Origin of the sequence: Clostridium sp. CF012 (assembly GCF_018861755.1) — a bacterium.
GTDB lineage: Bacteria > Bacillota > Clostridia > Clostridiales > Clostridiaceae > Clostridium_AD.
The window spans coordinates 1-21304 of sequence record NZ_JAHLEF010000053.1 but is presented as its reverse complement, the minus strand read 5'-3'; the positions used below and the strand labels follow the sequence as shown (position 1 = coordinate 21304).

At 29.3% G+C, this 21304-nt stretch carries 23 protein-coding genes; 19 read left to right on the top strand and 4 right to left on the bottom strand.

From position 1 onward, the window contains the following. Positions 1-339: 339 nt before the first annotated feature. From KPL50_RS25020 to KPL50_RS24995, 6 genes are all read left to right on the top strand, one after another. Complete coding sequence (locus KPL50_RS25020; protein ID WP_216301215.1) at positions 340-534, top strand: nucleic acid-binding protein; 195 nt, start codon at positions 340-342, stop codon at positions 532-534. Positions 535-680: 146 nt separating this feature from the next. Further along, on the top strand, positions 681-1181 hold the full coding sequence (locus KPL50_RS25015) for a GNAT family N-acetyltransferase (protein WP_216301214.1): 501 nt from the start codon (positions 681-683) through the stop codon (positions 1179-1181). A gap of 265 nt (positions 1182-1446) precedes the next feature. Further along, on the top strand, positions 1447-1776 hold the full coding sequence (locus KPL50_RS25010) for a hypothetical protein (protein WP_216301213.1): 330 nt from the start codon (positions 1447-1449) through the stop codon (positions 1774-1776). A gap of 249 nt (positions 1777-2025) precedes the next feature. Beyond that, positions 2026-2469, top strand: a complete 444-nt coding sequence (locus KPL50_RS25005; RefSeq protein WP_216301212.1) for a GNAT family N-acetyltransferase — start codon at positions 2026-2028, stop codon at positions 2467-2469. 280 nt (positions 2470-2749) lie between these two features. Continuing rightward, positions 2750-3271: a GNAT family N-acetyltransferase gene (locus KPL50_RS25000; RefSeq protein WP_216301211.1), complete on the top strand. Its 522-nt coding sequence runs from the start codon at positions 2750-2752 to the stop codon at positions 3269-3271. Positions 3272-3584: 313 nt separating this feature from the next. Next, positions 3585-3725: a hypothetical protein gene (locus tag KPL50_RS24995; RefSeq protein ID WP_216301210.1), complete on the top strand. Its 141-nt coding sequence runs from the start codon at positions 3585-3587 to the stop codon at positions 3723-3725. Between the two features lie 241 nt (positions 3726-3966). Here the strand turns inward: KPL50_RS24995 and KPL50_RS24990 are convergent, their stop codons facing one another. Next, positions 3967-4404 (bottom strand): hypothetical protein, encoded by a 438-nt coding sequence (locus KPL50_RS24990; RefSeq protein WP_216301209.1) that lies wholly within the window; start codon positions 4402-4404, stop codon positions 3967-3969. 319 nt (positions 4405-4723) lie between these two features. Between KPL50_RS24990 and KPL50_RS24985 the strand changes: the two genes are divergently transcribed. From KPL50_RS24985 to KPL50_RS27640, 12 genes are all read left to right on the top strand, one after another. Further along, positions 4724-5479 (top strand): PHP domain-containing protein, encoded by a 756-nt coding sequence (locus tag KPL50_RS24985; protein WP_216301208.1) that lies wholly within the window; start codon positions 4724-4726, stop codon positions 5477-5479. A 92-nt stretch (positions 5480-5571) separates the two neighbouring features. Further along, positions 5572-6084: a DUF3189 family protein gene (locus tag KPL50_RS24980; RefSeq protein WP_216301207.1), complete on the top strand. Its 513-nt coding sequence runs from the start codon at positions 5572-5574 to the stop codon at positions 6082-6084. Positions 6085-6437: 353 nt separating this feature from the next. Next, complete coding sequence (locus KPL50_RS24975; protein WP_216301206.1) at positions 6438-7832, top strand: L,D-transpeptidase family protein; 1395 nt, start codon at positions 6438-6440, stop codon at positions 7830-7832. 118 nt (positions 7833-7950) lie between these two features. Next, positions 7951-8838, top strand: coding sequence for a fructose bisphosphate aldolase (locus tag KPL50_RS24970; protein ID WP_216301205.1), 888 nt, complete (start codon positions 7951-7953; stop codon positions 8836-8838). 257 nt (positions 8839-9095) lie between these two features. Further along, positions 9096-10442: a radical SAM protein gene (locus KPL50_RS24965; protein WP_216301204.1), complete on the top strand. Its 1347-nt coding sequence runs from the start codon at positions 9096-9098 to the stop codon at positions 10440-10442. Positions 10443-10709: 267 nt separating this feature from the next. Then, on the top strand, positions 10710-11933 hold the full coding sequence (locus KPL50_RS24960; protein ID WP_216301203.1) for a lysozyme inhibitor LprI family protein: 1224 nt from the start codon (positions 10710-10712) through the stop codon (positions 11931-11933). A gap of 490 nt (positions 11934-12423) precedes the next feature. After that, entirely contained in the window at positions 12424-13551 is a 1128-nt protein-coding gene (locus KPL50_RS24955; RefSeq protein ID WP_216301202.1) for a 3'-5' exonuclease, read from the top strand. 165 nt (positions 13552-13716) lie between these two features. Continuing rightward, entirely contained in the window at positions 13717-14169 is a 453-nt protein-coding gene (locus KPL50_RS24950) for a hypothetical protein (protein WP_216301201.1), read from the top strand. Positions 14170-14684: 515 nt separating this feature from the next. After that, positions 14685-14969 carry a hypothetical protein gene (locus KPL50_RS24945; RefSeq protein WP_216301200.1) on the top strand — a complete coding sequence of 95 codons (285 nt, stop codon included), beginning with the start codon at positions 14685-14687 and terminating at the stop codon, positions 14967-14969. A 12-nt stretch (positions 14970-14981) separates the two neighbouring features. Beyond that, on the top strand, positions 14982-15146 hold the full coding sequence (locus KPL50_RS27645) for a recombinase family protein (protein WP_216301199.1): 165 nt from the start codon (positions 14982-14984) through the stop codon (positions 15144-15146). Continuing rightward, on the top strand, positions 15140-15511 hold the full coding sequence (locus KPL50_RS24935; RefSeq protein ID WP_216301198.1) for a hypothetical protein: 372 nt from the start codon (positions 15140-15142) through the stop codon (positions 15509-15511). The genes KPL50_RS27645 and KPL50_RS24935 overlap by 7 nt, the downstream gene beginning before the upstream one ends. A 41-nt stretch (positions 15512-15552) precedes the next feature. After that, entirely contained in the window at positions 15553-15675 is a 123-nt protein-coding gene (locus KPL50_RS27640) for a hypothetical protein (protein ID WP_290443295.1), read from the top strand. Between the two features lie 271 nt (positions 15676-15946). Here the strand turns inward: KPL50_RS27640 and KPL50_RS24930 are convergent, their stop codons facing one another. The 3 genes from KPL50_RS24930 to KPL50_RS24920 form a co-directional block, all read right to left on the bottom strand. Further along, entirely contained in the window at positions 15947-17236 is a 1290-nt protein-coding gene (locus KPL50_RS24930) for an MFS transporter (protein ID WP_216301197.1), read from the bottom strand. Positions 17237-17242: 6 nt separating this feature from the next. After that, positions 17243-18517 carry a radical SAM protein gene (locus tag KPL50_RS24925; protein ID WP_216301196.1) on the bottom strand — a complete coding sequence of 425 codons (1275 nt, stop codon included), beginning with the start codon at positions 18515-18517 and terminating at the stop codon, positions 17243-17245. 537 nt (positions 18518-19054) lie between these two features. Then, positions 19055-19258 carry a hypothetical protein gene (locus KPL50_RS24920; protein WP_216301195.1) on the bottom strand — a complete coding sequence of 68 codons (204 nt, stop codon included), beginning with the start codon at positions 19256-19258 and terminating at the stop codon, positions 19055-19057. Between the two features lie 176 nt (positions 19259-19434). Here KPL50_RS24920 and KPL50_RS24915 point away from each other — a divergent pair, with 176 nt between their 5' ends. Then, positions 19435-20754, top strand: a complete 1320-nt coding sequence (locus KPL50_RS24915; RefSeq protein WP_216301194.1) for a helix-turn-helix transcriptional regulator — start codon at positions 19435-19437, stop codon at positions 20752-20754. Positions 20755-21304 lie beyond the last annotated feature (550 nt).

Here is a 21304-nt window from a genome sequence, read left to right as displayed (position 1 = left end):
TACGAATTTTTATGTTGACATTACTCATAGTGTTTATACTTAGAAATTCAAGGGTTCTATCATACATATTTGGTGGTCTATAAATAGAACCTCACAAAATGAGGATAATTTATGGTCACAATGAGTCACATTTTTCATATTAGACGTCACAAACAATAAAAGCTTGTGGCGTTTTTACTTGTGACGACTTAGGATTATATGCTGACATGAAGATTAGGATATATCTATTATTTATATTTATGATAAATTATGGTATTGTTAAGATGGAATCGTAGAATAAATTGTACAACAGTGATATAAAATGAAGATAAGTAATAGATTCACGAGGGGGATTAGAAGATGAAAAAAATATGTAATCAATGTCAGACTGAAATGATAGAAGATTTCAAAGTCGAATCTTATGGTGGAATTACAATTTCAAAAAAAGGCAAGTTCTTTTTAAATACTACGTATGGTAAACCCAAAGCAGCAGTTTGTCCTAATTGTGGCTGTGTAATTTTTTATATTGATAACTATAAAGACGTTGTTAAGTAACTAAAAATATAAAATTTCATGTAAAATACTGGTACAATATTTATAAAAGTTATTTCACAATCGTAGAATATTAAGAATTAAAGTTAGTTCTTCGTCATAACTGTAGATTATAACGTAGTAAATTGGATGAAGGAGTAGCAAAAAAAATGGCTTTTAAAGAGATTATTCAACCACAAATTATTTTTATAGATGAGGATTTAAGATTAAGAAATCCAGATAAAATTGAATGGAAAACAGCATTGCCTTGGTATCAAAATCTCAAAGTATTACTTTATTCCGAAGGTGTTACTGATATGGTCTATGATATGGATATAATTAATAGGATGTATAAATATTTAAGCAGTATTGGAGAGTTGTATTTTATTGAAATATTTGAAGATGAAATTTGGAAATCAAGCGGAGATGTAACATTATCTGAAAAAAATATGCCTATAGCAATTGGAGATGAAGAATACTGGGGTAGAGGAATTGGAAAGAAAGTTATCAGTAAAATTATAGAAAGGGCAAAGTCAATTAAATTAAGTAAAATCTATATACCAGAAATTTATTTATATAATAATCGTTCACAAAATTTATTTACTTCTATGGGGTTTATTGAAGTAAATAAAAATGATATTGAAAAATCCTATGAATTAAATTTATTATAAAATATTTACAATAAATATAATTCATAGGATACGGCGACCTTTTCTTATTAGACGTCACAAACAATAAAAGTTTGTGGCGTTTTTACTTGTGCGGAAACCTATGCAGCCAGCAGCGGAATAACTAATGTGTATACAAGGTTTGCAAAGGATTATGTTGAAGCTCAAAACTTTTACCCAAAGAACGGTTTTACTGGAATTGCACCATATGAAATGGTAAAGCATTTATCATAAGTAAAGCGAGGTGTTAACACATTAGGAACACAAGTTGGAGTTAATGAGTGCGGGGGACGGAATCATCATAGCATCAGATTATATAAAGTATCAAAACAAAGACATAACTATGATAAAAGCAGGGGTTAGATATACAATGTTGAGAAAAGGGATAATGAGAGTATCTTTTTACATTAGCACTGTACAGTACGTTACATGGCTTGGTGTATATGCTCAAGTGTATAAAAACGATGCACCATTTGGAAAACTATGGTACGCATACCATGATGCCTTGACTTGTAAAGAAGATTTAGAGTGTAATGTAAATGATTATTTTGAAGTTTATTTTCGTACAGACCTTCAATCCGCTGAAGCTTATATATAATCATTTTATATTTCTGTTGGTGTTCAGGTTATTTCAAAAACATAAAAGGAGGTAATTAAATGCAAATAATTAAATATAAAACAGAAGCAGAAGCAGAAATTATTAAAGCAGGTGTTTTTATTTTCCCCTTTTTACTAAAGGATAAGATATCTCTAATCTTTATATTTATGCTATAATATGGTATTGTTAAGTAACAATTGTTAAATATTGTGATGTAAAGAGAAAAAACAAGTTGTGGGGGAGGGAATCATGGAAGAATTAGTTTTATTAAAAATTAAAAAACATATGATTGATGATTGTGTGGATTTGTATATTGAAACATTCACTAAAGAACCATGGAACGATATTTACGAATCAAGAGAACAAGTAGTGAAGTTTTTTAATAATCATTTTAACAATAACTACTTTGTAGGTTATGCAGCTTTGTTAGATGATAAGGTGGTAGCCTTGAGTATCGGTATGAAAAAACCATGGATAGCAGGTTTTGAATACTATATTGATGAATTTTGCGTTAGTTACGAAATGCAGGGTAGCGGTATTGGAAGCTGGTTTATAAAGGCAATAGAAGAAGATATTAAAGAGCAAGGAATGAATGCAATGATATTAAACACAGAAAAAGATTACCCATCGCAGAAATTCTATGAAAAAAACGGATTTGAAACACTTTGTGATTTGATAGTTCTTGGTAAATAGTGTGGAGATAAAATTAAGTATATAGATAGTTATATAAGAAAAGAATGTTTCGTCATAATTCATATTAGACGCCACAAACGATAAAAGTTTGTGGCGTTTTTACTTGTGACGGATTCGGAAAATATGCTGAGATAAAGACTGGGAGTATCCTAATCTTTGATTTTATGTTATATTATGGTATCATTAAGACGGAATCGTATATTATTGTTATATAAGATAATAACGAAACGCAAAGAGATAAATCATAGTTTAAACTATTATTAAGAAAAGGAGTATTTTTATGGAAGATATTATTATTAGGTTACTTGAGGAAGCAGACATACAAGAACTTTTTAAATTTGAAATTGAAAACAGAGCTTTTTTTGAGAGAATGGGTTTTGATAGAGGTGATAGCTACTATGAAATTAATAATTTTAATGCAATAATAAAGGCTTTAGTTGAAGAACAAGAAAATGGATTGGCGTTTATGTATTTAATAAGGGATTATAAAGGAAAGATTATAGGTAGAGTTAATCTTGTATCGGTGGTAAGAGGAAGTTTTAACAAAGCTGAATTAGGTTACAGAATAGGAGAAGATTATCAGGGAAGGGGTTATGCAACTAAAGCAGTAAATCTTGCTATCTGTGAAGCGGCAAGTAAGCATAAGCTACATAGAGTAGAGGCTGGAACATCCCCCTATAATATCGGCTCACAAATAGTTTTAGTCAAGAATGGATTCCAGTTTACTGGGCGCAATAGTAAATATATTTATAAGAATGGAAAATGGCATGACAGCATAATATTTGAAATAATAGTTGATTGAATGTATGAATTTATTAAGCTTAGAGAGTGCGTGATGGATGACCTTGTTACATGAGTTATCTTGTAAGACATATAGCGTCTTTGGGCACATGAATCACCATCAATATCATAAGCTTATCTTGAACAAGCTTATGATATTGATAAGCTACGTGACTAATTATCAAATAGCAATTCAACTCTTTGGCTTGGTGTCTGGGAAAAAAACGATAAAGCTATTTTATTTTATAAAAAGAATGCATTTTATATGATAGGTAAGCATTCTTTTTTTATGGACTGAAAATACAACTACTAATGAGAAAACTGGTAAATTCAACATGAAAAAGAGATTTGCTAAATCATTAGCAAATAAAGCACCTAGTAAATTTTTAGAAATATTAGATAATAAGTTAAAAGCTATAGGCTGTGGAACATGTGTGATAGCAGCTTATGACCAGAAGGAATTTGATAGATTATAAATCTTGATGGAGAAGATGAGTTTGTAATTTATTTAGCTACTGTAGGAAAAATTTCATAAAGTATTAAAAAATTTAACGATCTCCTTATTAGTCGTCACAAACAATAAAAGTTTGTGGCGTTTTTACTTGAGACGATTTAGGAAAATATGCTGAGATAAAGACTTTCAATATCCTAATTTTTGTTTTATTGTTATATGATGGTATTATTAAATAGAAGCATATTTTATGATGCACTTATTTATCAGTTATTATTTAGTTTGAAGTTCAGGATTTTTGATAATTTATCTATGTCGCCATTAAATGGTAAACTTAATAATTTGTTTTCATCTTCAAAAATTAGATAACAAGGTGGTTCATTTTCAGGAATTAAGATATATACTTCACTTACAAGTGCATTCAATGACTTACACTTCACTTTAACATTTGGATCTAAAGGAATCCTTACCACATATCCATCGTCAGTAGCGGGGTTATTTTTATATAATCCTTCTATATTGGTAATCCAACCTGTAATCATATCTTGAATTTGTGGATTTGATTGGACTACTTTCACAACTTTATCTTGTTTCGGATCAAAAATTTCAACATATTTAAAACCATCAGCATTTACGCATGTTGAATGTAAGAATATAACGAAAAGAGATAGGACTACTAATAACTTTTTAATCATGTTAATCACCTCTTTATTAAGATTTCCATGATAGGCTGGAATTATTATTGATTAATACGTTTAATACTTACTTTTCATATTAGATGCATGAAATGATATGAACTAATAAAATGAATGACATTCAAGCTAAATAATTTACTTATAAGAGGGCCCTCTCAAAGGAAATCCTGGAAGATTTAAGATTACTTAAGTATTAGCCAGTAATATGGGCAAAATAAAATTGGATGATAAACATACCATAGGGAATTTATAAATGTGGATACAAGAAACTTTTTAATTTGATAATGAAGCGGCTAATTAAAAGATAATAAACCATGGAGGGGATAAAATGAGTTTTAAGATTATTGCAGACTATCATACGCATACTAATATTGCAAAGGGACATATTCCCTTAATTAATATTATTATGGGAGAACATGCAAAAGGAAGTATTGAATCAAATGTTAAAGCTGGAATAAAAAAAGGATTAAAAGAAATTGCAATAACAGACCATGGTTATAAACATATTACCTTCGGGATGAAATTAAACCAATATGAAAAGTTGCGAAAATCAATTGATGATCTTAATAAGAGTTCATTATTAAAGGAAAATGACTTTAAGATTCTTCTTGGCGTAGAATGTAATATTATTACTAAAAAGGGGGATATAGATATTAAAGATGAAGTAATTGACTACCTGGACATAATTTGTGTGGGTTATCATCCAGGAGCAGTACAAAATCCATTTTTATTGAGGAATTATACAGAAGCTGCAATTAATGCTATTAAAAAATATGAAATTACAATATTAAATCATCCTTTAGAGCATGTTAATCCAGATATTATCGAAATTGGAAAGGTCGCTGTTGAAAGAAATACTGCATTGGAAATTAACAGAGCTCATAGGAATATGGATATTGAAACAATAAAAAAGTTAAAAAATATGGGTGTTAAATTTTCATTGGGAAGTGATGCACACAAATCGGAGGATGTAGGGGAGTTTGGTAAAGCTTATAAAATTGCAGTTGAGGCAGGCCTTACAGATGATGATATTGTTAATGCTGATGGAAGTGCACATAGATCAATGAAATTATTAAGAGATTAGGTTTCAAAGAATGATTAATACCAATGTTTTATGCATATACTACAATTATTAAAACTAAACTAAACTAAAAAATAAGAAATCAGGTGATTTAAATGATATACATATATAATTGTTATGGAGGAACTCACTCATCTATTTTAGCAATTGCTTACCACTTAAAAATGCTGGATGAAACCCGAGAACCGACTAAGGATGAAATATTGGAATTACCTAACTTTAATAAGTTAGTATATGGAAATTGTGGAGAACTTTTTTATTATGGAAGTGATGAAGATGGAAACGAAGTCTATGCTGTAGGTAGGGGACGTTCAAAGGTCTTAATTCCAGGATTATATAATTTAGCTTCTATGCTTCATAAACAAAATCTATTAAATGAGAAAATTATATTTTCCAATACGTCGCCAACTGTCCCATTACCAATGACCTTTGGTGGATTTTTTTCTAGGTGGCTAAAAATTGATTTTATAGGAGTTCCCTTGCTTGTAAAGGGAGCAAAACAATCATACAAGGACGTTATAAACCTTGTAAATCACACAAAGAATGCGGCGAAGGAAGGTAATTCAGGGGTTATTATTTTAGACAATAAGGAATTTAAGAAAAAATGATTTGGAATAGTCACAATACCTGACTCTTAATCCGGTATCCACTAAGAGCTCGGTAATAGTACTTTGTTTTCTTGGTTAGAGTAGTATTGTTTCTGAAAAATATCATATTAAGGCTATGAGATTTGTAAAATGGATCCTATGTCAAGGACATTTTATTGATACTTATAGCCTTTTTTTATTTGAGGACTACTGGGTCATTAGAAAGCGTTCATAAAGTTCAAAATTGATATAGCTTACCCTATATTTAAGAAATTTCAGGCTTACTATCTATATATTTAGTTTTAAAATCAAAAATACAAACATATTATAAACTAGTTATTATGTTTAAATTTTTGACGAAAGGTATAAATGGTATGAAGAATCTTGATATAAAAAAGCTTTTTAAAAGTAAGGCTGCAGGAAATGTTATTATTGTCATTGCTTCAATTTTACTAATATATTTACTTATTTCCTTATACTTTTCTAAGCATTCCTTTTTTAATACAGTAATAAATGGGGTAGATGTGTCATTAAAAGCACATGAAGATATAGAGGATATAATTAGAAATCATGTTAAAGATTATAAGCTACAGATAGCAGAAAGAAATGGGGAAATAGAAGAAATAATAGGAAGAGATATAGGAATGGAGTACAATGAAAAAAATAGTATTGATAAAGTTTATCCTAGGCGAAACTCCTTAAAATGGATAATTTCATTATTAAAGCATCAAAAATACTATGTTGAGGATTTATTTGTTTACAATAAAGATAATTTAGAAAATAAGATAAGTGGATTAAATTGTTTAAATACAGATATTATAGAACCTCAAAATGTAAGCTTTAAGTATGAATTTGGTTCCTATAAGGTCATTGAAGAAGTATATGGGAATAAGATAATTAAAGATGAATTATATGAAGATATAGAAATGAGCATATTAAAAGGAGTAAGAAAATTAGATTTAAATGAAAACCACTGTTATGAAAATCCAAGGTACACTTTAAGTTCTGATAAAACGCTTGTTACTAAGAATTTACTAAATGAGTATGTAAAAGCAAAAATCACATATAAATTTGGGAGTGAGAAGGAAATATTAGATGGGAACATAATAAGTGAATGGCTTAGCGTTGATAAAAATTTAGAAACTGTCATAAGCGAAATAGCAGTTATGAAATATGTTAAAGAATTGAGTAAAAAATATGATACCGTTGGAATAGCAAGAAATTTTAAAACATCTATGGGGAAAATAGTAGAAGTTAGCGGCGGACTTTATGGATGGGAAATTAATCGCAAGGCTGAAGCAGAAGCATTATTAAAAAATATAAAACTTGGTAATGTATTTGAAAAAGAGCCTATATATAGTAAGAAGGCTTTATATAGAGCGGAAAATGAAATAGGCAATACTTATGTAGAAGTTAATATAACAAGACAGCATTTATGGTTTTATAAAAATGGAAAGCTTATAACACAAGGTTCTATCGTCACAGGGAATCCAAATAGGGGACGTTCTACTGTCCTTGGAACGTATATGCTTAATTATAAACAAAAGGGGGCAACATTAACTGGACCTGGGTATGAAGCTCCAGTAACTTATTGGATGCCTTTTTTCGGGAATATAGGAATACATGATGCAAGCTGGAGACATTCTTTTGGTGGAGAGATATATAAGAGAAGAGGAAGCCATGGATGCATAAATGCTCCAATATATTTAGCTAAAACAATTTTTGATAATATAGAAGAGGGAACTCCAATTATTTGTTATGAAGAATAAAAAAACGGGCTTCCAAATTCCTTGTTTATGAGAATAGAGCTATATAGATGTACGTAAGAAGTGCTATAATAGAATTAGAGATAATATTCAGTTAATAGAAATGAAAGGGGATAATTATATGAATAAGGAACAAATGGATCGAATCCATACTGGAAAAGGGTTTATCGCTGCGTTGGACCAGAGTGGGGGCAGTACTCCCACTGCACTTCTACAGTATGGAATTTCGAAAGACAGTTATTCAAATGACGAAGAAATGTTCAATTTGGTACACGAAATGAGAACTCGTATTATCACGAACCCTGCATTCAATTCGGATCACATTTTGGGTGCCATTTTATTTGAAAACACTATGGATCGTAAGATTGGTGATCAATTTACAGCGGATTTTCTTTGGAAGAACAAAAATGTTGTGCCTTTTTTAAAGATTGATAAAGGGCTGGCAGGACTTGAAAACGGTGTTCAACTCATGAAACCAATTCCCAATTTGAATGAGCTCTTAAAACGGGCAGTTGAAAAAAATATTTTCGGGACAAAAATGCGTTCAGTCATTAAAGAAGCCAATCCAGAAGGAATTCGAAAATTAGTTGAGCAACAATTCGATATTGGCAAGAAAATAGCTGAAGCGGGGCTTATTCCAATTATCGAACCTGAGGTTGATATCCACAGTGCGGATAAGGAAAGATCAGAAAAACTATTAAAAACTGAAATTTCCAATCAATTATCTGCCCTTGATAAGGACGTCAAAGTCATGCTTAAACTTTCGATACCAACAGTAGATAACTTCTATCACGATCTAATGGATAATCCACATGTTTTACGGATTGTGGCTTTATCAGGAGGATACACTCAAAGCGAAGCAAATGAAAAACTTGCGCATAATCACGAACTGATAGCTAGCTTTTCACGTGCCTTATCGCAAGGCTTGACCGCAGGGCAAACAGACAAAGAATTCAATTTGATGTTATCTGATTCAATTCGGTCAATTTATGAAGCATCCATCAAATAATGTAGATATTTATTCTGAAAGTTACTTGGCCTTCATACTTTCTTGTATTGAGCAATTAAGACTGTACTTAAAATAGTGCAGTCTTTTGTTATCTCATTAAAATTAATGAATGTATTGATTTGTTATAAATTAGTATCATAACGTTCAAAGTTATGGATTTGTTAGATTATAGTATATCTCTTAAAGTTTGTAATTAATAACTGTATAAATTATTAAGACATTATATAAATTGGACAGGTTTTGTCTGGAGGTAATATATGAAGATTAAATTAATTCAACCTGCAATGCTGAAAAGACCGATGGATACAAAATTAAAAACAAGAATGTCTCCATCGCTGGCTTTATTAACAATAGCGAATCTTACACCGAAAGAGCATGAAGTTATTACTCTGAATGAAAATGTTGAAAAGATAGATTTTAATGAACCTGTAGATTTGGTAGCAATAACTGTTACTGTAGATGGTATGAATAGGGCAGTAGAAATAGCAAAGGAGTTCCAAAATCATGGTGTAACAGTAATTGCTGGAGGTATACATATAACATCAGATCCAGAGGGAACTGTTAATAGTTTTGATGTTATAAGCGTTGGAATGGCTGAGAGAGTTTGGACAAAAATCCTTAAGGATAAAGAAAATAATTCTCTTAAAAAGATATATTATGATATGGAGAATATCGAGGGGAAAGAAATAGTATCACCTAACTATGACATAATCGATAAAAGTAAATACTTATATACTAATATAATTAGTACAAGCAGGGGATGTCCTTTTCAATGTGATTTCTGCTATAATAGTTGCCAAAATGTACTTAAAACTTATATTAATAGACCTGTAGAGGATGTAATTAAAGACATAAATGCATTAAAAACAAGGCACATAATGTTTATTGACGATAATTTTATTGGAAATCCCAAATGGACAAAAGAATTATTAAAGGCAATAAAACCTCTCAAGTTAAAGTGGAATGCAGCAGTTACTTCTAATATAGTGGATATGCCTGAATTATTAGATGAAATGAAGGAGGCTGGTTGTCAAAGTCTTTTTATAGGTTTTGAAAGTATAAATAGTAAGTCATTAGAAAGTGTTCATAAAGTGCAAAATAGTGTAAACAGATATGAGAAGCTTGTAGATGAAGTTCATAATAGGGGAATAATGATAAATGCAAGTTTTGTTTTCGGATTAGATGAAGATGATAGCTCTATATTTAAGAGTACATTAGAATGGATTGTTAAAAATAAAATAGAAACTGTAACTTCTCATATACTTACCCCTTACCCTGGTACAAAGCTATATAAAGCATTACTCGCGGAGAATAGAATAGTAGATTTTAATTTGGCGAGTTATAATACTGCCAGTGTTGTATACGAACCCAAGAATATGACAGCGGAGGAATTATACAATGGGTATCTATGGATATATAAAGAGTTGTACACGTTTAAAAATATAATGAAAAGACTTCCAAAATCTAAAAAACAATGGATTCCATTTTTATCATTTAATCTATTTTATAGGAAGTTTGGAAAACTAACGGAACTTTTCTGCAATATAGTTTCCTTTAAAAATGTAGGAAAGTTTTATAGATGGTTGGCTTATAGGATAAAGTAAAACTGGAAGTTGTTACTTTCTAATAACTGTTAAATCGAAAGCATTACTATAACTATTTTTTAATAATATGTAACTTAATTGTAAATATTAATGCCCCAATAAGTATTAACCTATTAGGTGTAGATAATTAATACTATTATGGATGTAATCTATGCAAAAGTTCAGTTGGACTTAATGTTTTCTCTGATAATGAGGCATTTATTTTTCGTATCACTGAAAATGCAATATTTAAATATTATATTAAGTGTGGAAGGGAAGGATAATTAAATGAATAAGAAAATAATATTAATCTCATTAATATCCTTAAGTATTTTTATCGGAGGTTGTGGCTCAAAAACAATAAGTAATAATACAAGTACGTCAAAGGTTACAAGCAATAAGGTGCAACAGGCTAATAATGAAATAATAAATCAAAATGCAGAGGTTTCACAAACAGCAGATAAAGAAAATGCTTTAAATTTTGAAATAATAACTAAAACCTATGTAAATAAGAAAGTTAAAATAAATTATCCTCAAATCGCCTATTTTAGTGATGCTAATAAGCAAAAACGAATTAATGACTTAATAAAAAATGATATATTAACGTACTTTAATGTGGAAAGAGAAGATTTAACTATAAATGCAAACTATGAAATAAAGTGGAAAAGTTCCAGGCTTCTAAGTATAGTATACAAAGGTATTGGCAGCCTTGAGACGTCAATGCATCCTGATAGCAATATTTATGCTACAAACATCAATATTGAAAAGGGAACTATACTTAAATTTAGAAACCTAATTAATTTAGATAATAACTTTGCTGAAAAACTTAAAAATGTTAAAGATAGAGTATGGACACCTAAGCCATTGAATGGAATAGACGATAAGACAGCTATAAGTCTGATTGAAGAGGAATTGAGTTTGTCCACAAATAAAGATTTAATTAGCTTTTTTGATTCAGCTGCGTTTGAATATTGTGGTTACTTTACGAAAGATTATTTTGGAATTGGTATTGCAATTAATCATGCTGCTGGTGACTATGCAGAACTTAAAATAAAGTATGGTGACATAAAGGATAACATAAAACCAGAGACTGAAGTTTGGAAAGATTTTATTAACAATACTAAAATAGAAGATAAAGTAAAGGTTAAAGAAGAAAGCAAGAAACAGGAATATAAAACTAAACTAGACAATATTGAAATAGGATTAAAATCTTTAAAAGAAAAAGAGTCTGGAACAACATGGGATATGAGAGAGGCTGCAAGTGAAAGGCTTAAAAAATGGGATGCTGCGTTGAATGAAATATATAATGTATTAAAGGGACAGCTATCATATAGCGATATGAAGAAATTAAAGAGTGAAGAAATTCAGTGGATATCAAATAGAGATGCTAAAGCTAAAAAGGAATCATTAGAAATGAAAGGCGGGACAATGGAACCATTAATATATACTAGCTCCATGCAAGATACAACAAAGAAAAGATGTTATGAATTAGTAGAAAAATATATGAGGTAATAAAACCGTAGATTAAAATAAGAATTACACTTTAAATGCAAATAAGCACCACGGTGAAGTTGAGAAGATGATTGTTTTTAAAGGAAATAAGATTATTGTAAATTTGATTGAAGGGCGAGAGGCTGAAGTTGTAATTGAATAGAAATATTAATGGTCAGTTGAGGTGGAGAAATTTACTTTGACTGACCTTTTTATTTGTAAAAAATAGAGGTGGAAAAGGAATAATATAGAATAGTTAATATTATTATGAAAATATAAGAGATTTTATTAAAGTGATAACGTTTATAGTTACTAAAAAAGTGATGAAAAGGATGAATAATATTATTTTAAACTTGTATTTTTGTATATTCATTTATATACAACATTGTTTAATATAGTCTTAAATTAATATTTAAATTATTGAGATATATTTTAAAAGTAGATGCGAATTGTGGTAAAATAATAAAGATAAGTAAATGATTGTTTCTATTTAGATTTAGGGGGAGAGTATATGGGCATAATAGGTAAATTAATATCAGGTTTATTTGGTAGTAATAAAACAAAAGAAAGTATGAATTGCTACAATCAGCAAATTAATCAGGTTCAGTGCAATAGTAATACTGAACCTTATGATGAATATATGATTTATAAAAAAAGTAGCACATACTCTGATGATTTTGTTGTATTTGATTTTGAAACTACAGGATTAAGTGCAAGGGAAGAAAAGATAATTCAAATAGGTGCTTTAAAATATAGAAATAATGAAAAGGTGGATGAATTCATTACTTATGTGAATCCTCAAAAGTCAATTTCTACCATTATAACAAATTTAACAGGGATTAGAAATAGTGATGTTAAGAATGCACCTACAATATCACAAGTATTCCCCAAATTTTTAGAGTTTATTGGGGATGATGTGCTTATTGCACATAACGCAGACTTTGATATGAAGTTCTTACTTAATAATGCATTCATTCTAAGGATAGATAAAATTAAAAATGAGACAATCGACACGTTATCACTAGCTAGAAAATATATGAAGGATATAAATGGAAATAAGTTAGACAACTATAAACTTCTGACTTTGAAAAAGAGTTTAGGGATTTCTGTTGGTTCTCATAACGCAGGGGATGATTGCCTGGTTTGTGCTGAAGTCTATAAGAAATGCAAAGAAAAGATACATGAAAAAACAAAGGTTTCTTTGAAACCAAAGAAAGAAAATATAGTAGTTGATAATAAAACTTTACAAATAGAATTACAATGTTTTGAGAATGTAAAACAGATGCTAATAAAAAATAATAAATCAATAAAGTTCTTAAAGGCTAATCATATAGGTAATTATTATGATATATTAACCTTCTATACCCTTGTCAGAATTAAATTGCAGGGGAAAAAGCAGTATATATTAACTAAGTATAGTCAGGATGAAATACAGTCCGTATGGAAAGATGCAATATATGAGGCTGCTACAAAAAGTGAGACAGGTACTACGAGAATATTATTTAACTCACCAGATGATCTATTTAAGATAGAGCCTTTAATACTAAAAGATTTTGATAAGCTTATGGAAAGTCTGGAGTATTATAGGCAGGGTGTTGGTTCTGCCGAAAGTTATATTCAAGAATATTTAAGTTCATAACAAAAGTTTAAAAGGGCCATATATGATATAAATTTGACTATAGTTAATCACAAGGATAAAAATGGAGAATTAGGACTCTACTAATAATTAATGATAAAAAGAAGTATGCGATTATTAATGATTAAAGTAATGTAGTATTATATGTATACCGGAAGGATGCTATTTATGAAGTTCCTACTCAATATTCAATTGGTTCCATTAAGCCGTTTTGGTATTAATTTAAGAACAAAGTTAAAAAAAAGTGATTGGGATAAAATTAGAAAATCTGTCTATGCAAAGGAGGAAATGTGTTGCCATATTTGTCTAGAACCATGCAAGTCTCTTGATGCACATGAAGTTTGGAATTTTAATAAAAAAACTCAAATTCAAAAACTTATTGGAATTATAGGAATATGTAAAGCATGTCATAATACAATACATTACGGAAGATCTCAAATGATTGGATATGAACAAGAGGCAAAAGAGCAATTCCTTAAGGTTAATAATTGTGAAATGATAGATTTAAAAATAGAACTATTACGTATTCGGGCTGATTATTTTGAATTATGTAAAATTAAAGACTGGAAATTAGATTTAGCATTTATAGAAGCACAGGGTTACGTTGTAAATAAAGATTAAGTATCTAATATGTAGTTGAGGGAAAAGATAAATGGTATTTACCTGGAGGTATAAATAATATAGGATAATGCTATACCCATGAATTTTCTCGTTTCCATTACTCCTTTTAGAAGTTTCTATGTAGTATAGATAATGTAACGTTAAATAATGCCGACACAAAAGGTAGAGCATTTGTAACACTACACTCTGTAAGTGCCTATTTAAGGTGTTCTTCTGGCTGTTTTTTGTGCGAATAGTTTCCGTACCACCTACACTTACACTATCCGTTATATAAATCAATGAAAGTGTTTTCTGAAATGATTTTCATGTCTAATCCGTCTAAAATGTATTTATCAGCTTTAATTAATTTTATGCTCTTATCGCCTTTAATATTTGCGCAATATTCTAATGAACCTATTATTAAAAAATGGAATTTATTAAAGAAATATTGACGAGACCCCAAATAGAATGTTCTAATTTTCATTAGAACTAAGGTTTAGAGATAGTAAAAAGGCTTATGAAAAGGGTGATTTAATATGAAATGGTTTGTAAATTTATTAAACAATAATACTGGAGTTGTAGCTTTTATAGTTTTTTTTATTATTATACCAGCTGCAATAATGACTGATAAAATTATACATACAAATAAGCAAAAAAGACAAAAAAAAGAAGTAAGATCTGTTTTACTAAAAGAATTTTGGATTAACATTAATTTTGTAGCTCAAATAGAAGAATCCTATTGTAATAATATTATAGATGGTGACAATTTACATCTACCTTACTATGCTCCAAGGAGTATACCGCAGACGAACGCGAACTAGTAGCCTCCAAAGTTGCATTATATTTATATCATTAAAGCAACTTTGGAGGCGACTACACCTACAGGAGTATTCATGATCACAGTATATGGAGCAGTTGCACAACTTGAATGTGACTACTTAAAGGATAGACAGATGGAAGGCATAGCAATTGCGAACATTAATCGATTGGTATGTTGAAAAATTATCTAGATAGTAGTATGGGTGTAGCAATTAAATCTACATATAATAGACTCACAAACGCTCTTATGGACTCATCTCAAGTGGTTTTCATAGGTAAAGTAAAGTATATTGACTATGATAAAGAATTAATTCCATATGATGAAGGACTTTGGGCTGCATTTCTAAGGAAAAGAAAAGTTTTTGAGTATGAAAATGAAATAAGAGCAATGTACCTTTTAAGTAATAACAAAATTGATGATACTAAAATAACAAGAGGTGGATTAGTCGATGTAGATTTGAATTTGCTAGTTGAAGAGGTAGTTTTAGCTCCTGATGTACTTTACTGGCTGAGAAGCGAGAAGATGATAAAAGAGAATTTTTAGAGTCATTACATGAGAAGGTGTCTAAAAACAGATTGTGTAGAATGTGGAATAATCAAAGTGGACTTGTGGCATCTGTGTTAATTAGTTTAAATGAAGAAACTTCAGAAAATCCACAACTAACCGGTCAAATAAACGCGATGTTTTATCATATGAGTCCTCGCTAAAGTTATTAAAACTTGTGACATCACTTAAATAGACTACATCCATAATGGGGAAATCTCCTGATGCATCATCAAAATCAAGCAAAACAACTAGGCTCCGATTTATATAAAATGGTTTTAGAGCCTAAATACCTGTTCCAGAACTGTCCGGTGACTACTTATACAAAATTAAGGAACTATCACCAGAAACATTTTTATATACAGTTCATAAAAGTAAACTTTTTTAAACACTAGCTAAAATGACAAGGTGTTTTTTATGTGTAAATAAATGGTATCAAGTTGTAACTTTCTGTTCCATTACTACACAACCCTCATCTTCTATGGCAGATAATAAAGTATTTTTGAATATTAGTATTGTTATAAATAAAATTAAGGAACTTATTAAAATACATATCCATGCGCTTAGATTATCAAATAACATTCCAAAAAATAATTGACCTAATGGAATAAATGACATGCAGCCTGTGGACATTACTGCACCTACTCTTCCTAGCATAGAAATAGGCACTAGTTTTTGAAACATTGACATTAAAGCGATATTGATTGTAGCCAAAAGCCCTCCAATTAAAAATACTATTATAGTAAAGCTTATGAATGGAATTAAATTACTTCTAAATAAACTTAAATATAGTGGTGTTGGTATAAAGGCCATAACAGCTATTAAAATAGAACTTATTAAAATACCACCAAAAAGTATTTTACCCAAACTATGTGTCTTAATATAGTTACTTACGCAAAAGGGTGCAATCATCATTGAAAGTACAGAAGCCATCTCCATAAATCCATATTGAGAATCAGAAACCTTAAATATACTTTTGCTCACATAAGTTACCCCAATTGATAATAGTGGAGTTAGTACAAAATTTAAAATAGGTGCTAAAATTATTACTTGTAAAATTATTTTTCTATTCCTTATGAATTTGATTCCTTGTGAGAAATCAACATAAAAAGCTTTGAAATTTATTTTTTGGGATTTCATACTTACTTTAGGTATATCTATACCTAATTCTATAATTGATCCTACTGCAAAACTGATAGCGTTTACTATCATAATTACAAATAACCCGTGAAATCCAAATAAAATACCAGCTATTAAAGGTGCTATTACACTACCTAAATTCATAATAATTGAATTCAGTCCATTAGCCTCTACTAAATATTCTTCTTTTACAATCATAGGAACAATAGTACCGATAGTTGGCTGATAAAAGGTAGAACATAGAGACAAAATGGCTACCAATATATAGATGTTTAGTAAAGATAACTCTCCTCTGACCATATATAGTACTGCAAAACATGTAATTACTATGCCGCTTAACATATCTAAATAAATTATCATCTTTTTTCTATCCAACCAATCTGCAAATACTCCTGCTACAGGTGTTAATATTATCTGAGGGATTATACCAACAATAAGTACTGAGGCAAATAAAGTTGCTGAACCTGTTTTTTTTAGTACATATAATGACAACGCAAAATCCTGCATTCGAGTTCCTATAATTGATATAAATTTTGTAATCATCAATAATGAAAAATTCTTATCATGGAACAATTTCATATTCATAAATTACTACACATACGATTCAATGGCACATTTTTCAGCTGATTCTTTATATTGTTTAATAAGTGCATCCAAGATATATTTATCATGTAAACATTTATCATGCCCTAAGTCCTTTAAGAAAGCACATCCACCCATACACATTGGCAATACTTTACACTCGATACACTCTTTCTCTTCAAAGGGCTCTCTTAACATTTTTTTATCCATATTTTTATTATAATTAACCACTCCGTTAGCATCTATTTTTCCGATTACACGATCCGAAGAGGAACATCTTTCTAATTCTAAATTTGAATTTATGGTATGGCAATCAATTTCATCATAAGCGCAATATACATTTCTAGCGCCATGTCTTCCAACTTTTTGGCCAAAATCAATAAGCTTAGCATTAATATCTAGTAATATTTTTGAAAATTCTTCCCTGTCTTTATAATATATTTTTTCATCTGTATATTCCGTATTACAATCTTGAGTTTCCTGAAATCTTAAAGATAGTCTTTCAGATGTTAAATTATTATCCGTTAAAAATTTAAAAAATTCATCTATTTTGGGTTCAGTAATTTTATTCACATTAAATCTTACAATTATATTCACATCATCAGTTAATTCCAACACTTTCTTGATGTTATTTACTATAACATCAAACGTACCAGAGCCGTCCCTTAATGGTCTCGTGTTATTATGTGTTTCTCTAGTTCCATCTACAGTTATTTGTAAAGTTTTAATATTAGTACCTTTTATTCCCATAATTATTGTATCGGTTAATAAGTATCCATTCGTTGTCATAATACTTTTATTTTTTATTTTATTTTCTTTTAAATAGGTATCGATTTTTAAAATTGCATTAAAATTCAAAAGAGGTTCGCCTCCAAAATAATGCATAGAAAGGCTATCTTTACCGTGTTTCATTTCATTAGAAATAAATGTAAATATTGATTGTATATTATCATTAGTTAAAGTTTTACTTTCATGAGGGTGATAACAATACTTACATAAAAAATTGCGATTATTTGTTGTTTTTAATGTAAGTCTCAACTCTTTATTATTAAACTTAGAACTTCTATGTTTAAATTTTAATTCATCAATTTCTGATCTATCTTCATTAATCCAATATCCAAATTTAATAAATTGATTTTTATATTTACTATTTGAATTTAATTCCATTAAATCTTTCTTTGTTTCTTCGTCTATCTCTGTTAATCCTTGCGTTAATGTATTGAATAACAAATATGAATTGATGCCTTGATCGACAATTACATTATAATTAGAACATTTATACATTGTAAAAACTTCCTCTCTATATTATAAATTAAATGTACATCATTCTAAAAATTACTTTCGAGTGATGTACATTTATAAGTAATTATGGTCTAAAGACCAACACCACCGTTACAACATTGATCCATTGATCCAGATACAGTCTCGTTTTGTATTTGTAATATTTCTTTCATAAATTTCACCTCCAATTTCTGTTATAAATTTATTTATTATCGATATTAAAATGTAAATGTTTTCATTTACATTTTTATAATATCATAACATTTTCTAAATGTAAACAAAAATATTTACATTTAAAAATAGAATTTTAATTACATTTTGGAAGCTTCAAATCTGCTATCTTATATAAGTGGCAGTTGCCCAACCTAGAAAACAAGATAGTTTTAATACGTCTTGTATGCTAAGCTTTGCAGATTTTTCATATATACCCTTAATGAATCTAAAAAGAAAAGTGCCCAAAGCATATATTTTCTATACTTTAGACACACTTATCAAAAATAATTTTGTCCCTCAAAATTCTAATGTATTAGAGTGTATTACTTAAATTATTTTTACGGTGCATTTAGGCTGTGGATCAACTGGACCAGCTATAAGATCGTCATCATTTAATTTTGAAATTGAAGTAATAGTAACCATAGTAACTATGTTAGAGTTACTTACATCCTTTGATAAAGAGATACTGATATTAAAAAACATCCCCAACAATATAACCAACGATATTAATGAGCTTTTAGATTTTTTCATATTATTCCCCCCTAAAATTAATTTTTGAATAGATAAAAAGTGAATAAATTTACAAAAGTAAAAATATTTACCAATTTACAATATCACAAATATTTTTTTTGTAAATATAGTAGCTTACTTTTTAATTTTTGTGGTATATTATATTTGCATATATTAAAATTTATAGGAAGTGAATTATGATTAAAGAAATTTTATCACCAGGAAAAAAAATTAAAAAAATCAGAAAAGAATTTAAAATTAGGCAACATGAAATAACCGGCGGTGAAATAACTCGTGAACTTATAAGTATTATTGAAAATGATAAAAGTAAACTTAGGCCTAATGTAGCAGAAATAATTGCAGAAAATATCAATAAACTATGTAAAGAACGAAATATCGATTTTCATTTAACTGCCTCTTACTTAGTAGAAGATGTAAATTTTCAAGCTAATAAAATTGCAGATGAATATATTGAATATTTAAAAACTATTGAAGATGGTGATTTGAAATACTTTATGGAAACAGTTAAAGAAATAGAAGCCTTTCTAATGCAATATGATGTTTTTGAAAAAAAATCAACCCTATATGAAGAAATTGGAGATCTATTAAAACATAAAAAAGAGTACAATAAAAGTTACACTTACTATATAAAAGCTTTTGAAAATCATAATAGATTATTTAATGATCTACAATTGGTTATTCTTCTTCTAAAAACAGGAAGTCTCTGTATTCTATTGACTAGATATAGGGAAGCGCTGGATTTTAATAACTTAGCATTAAATTATAATATAAATATTCCAGAAGATTTAAAATACAAACTAATATTCAACACTGCATTAGCATATAAAAAACTTAGTGAATATGACAATACCATTAAGGAAGTTGAGCATATAGAAACAACATTAAAAAATTTAACGAAACAAGATATTTTTGATCTAACGGTATTAAAAGCAAATACTTTTAGAGCAAAGAACTTATATGCAGATGCGTTACAACTGAATGAACTTTTACTAGATTCCATGGATATTACATGTCATGAAAATATAATTTTGCTTACAAGTAATATCATTGATATTTATACAGTATTAAAAGATAGTAAAAATATAAAAATATATATAGATAAATTAATATATTATATAAATAATTTTGAAGATATATCTGAAAATGTTTATTTGTGTGGCATATGTAATCAGATAGGAGAATCTTCTATGTTAATTGGTGCTATGGACCAGGCAAAAAAATACTATAGCCGATCAATAAAAGCTTGTAAACATCATAGAAATAAAGAGGTGTTGGAAGAATCTTTAAATGCACTTTTGGCAATCCTCATAGAAGAAAATGATTTGCTACAAATTAACAAATTTAAAAACGAACTTTTAGAATTGATGAAATTAGATGCTATTTTGCCTAATACCATCATATTATTTAAACTCATAAATTATTATAATACTATAGGTGAAACTGAAACCATAAGCAACTTACTAGAGTTTACATTAAATTTCACATTGGCCAACTAAAAATAAATAGAAAGAAGGTTTACTGGGGTCTCGTTGTGGGGGTACGGGTAGTAATGGAACAAAAAACGGCTTAATCGGCGTCTCGCCAACATTTATCTGAATCACACCAACAGGAAATATTGACGAGTTATTCAATTATATATTAAGCTTTCTTAAATTATCAATGCAGGTCTCAGAGCTGCAGACACGCACCTTCTTAAGCCAGATCAGCCAATCCTCAATGACGGATCGTTCAAACCATTTACTTCCAAAATCAGTCCGGCCTACCTTTTTCTCAGATTCAAGGAAACTGACATACAGTAGCAGTGCATACTGGTACGCCTTCATGGTATGACAGCTGTTTGTTTTCTGGGAAGGTACATATTCATTAAGAAATCTGGAAATGTGACGTGCAATCTCAACCGATTCATTCGTTGCTTTCATCAACTTCTACCTCCGGTTGGTGTTAGTATAATACTGTAGACACGAAAAGCCGAACACATTAAAATATAAATAAGAGAAGGATGTGTTTATAATGGCAAGAGGTCAAAAACAATACACAGAGGAATTC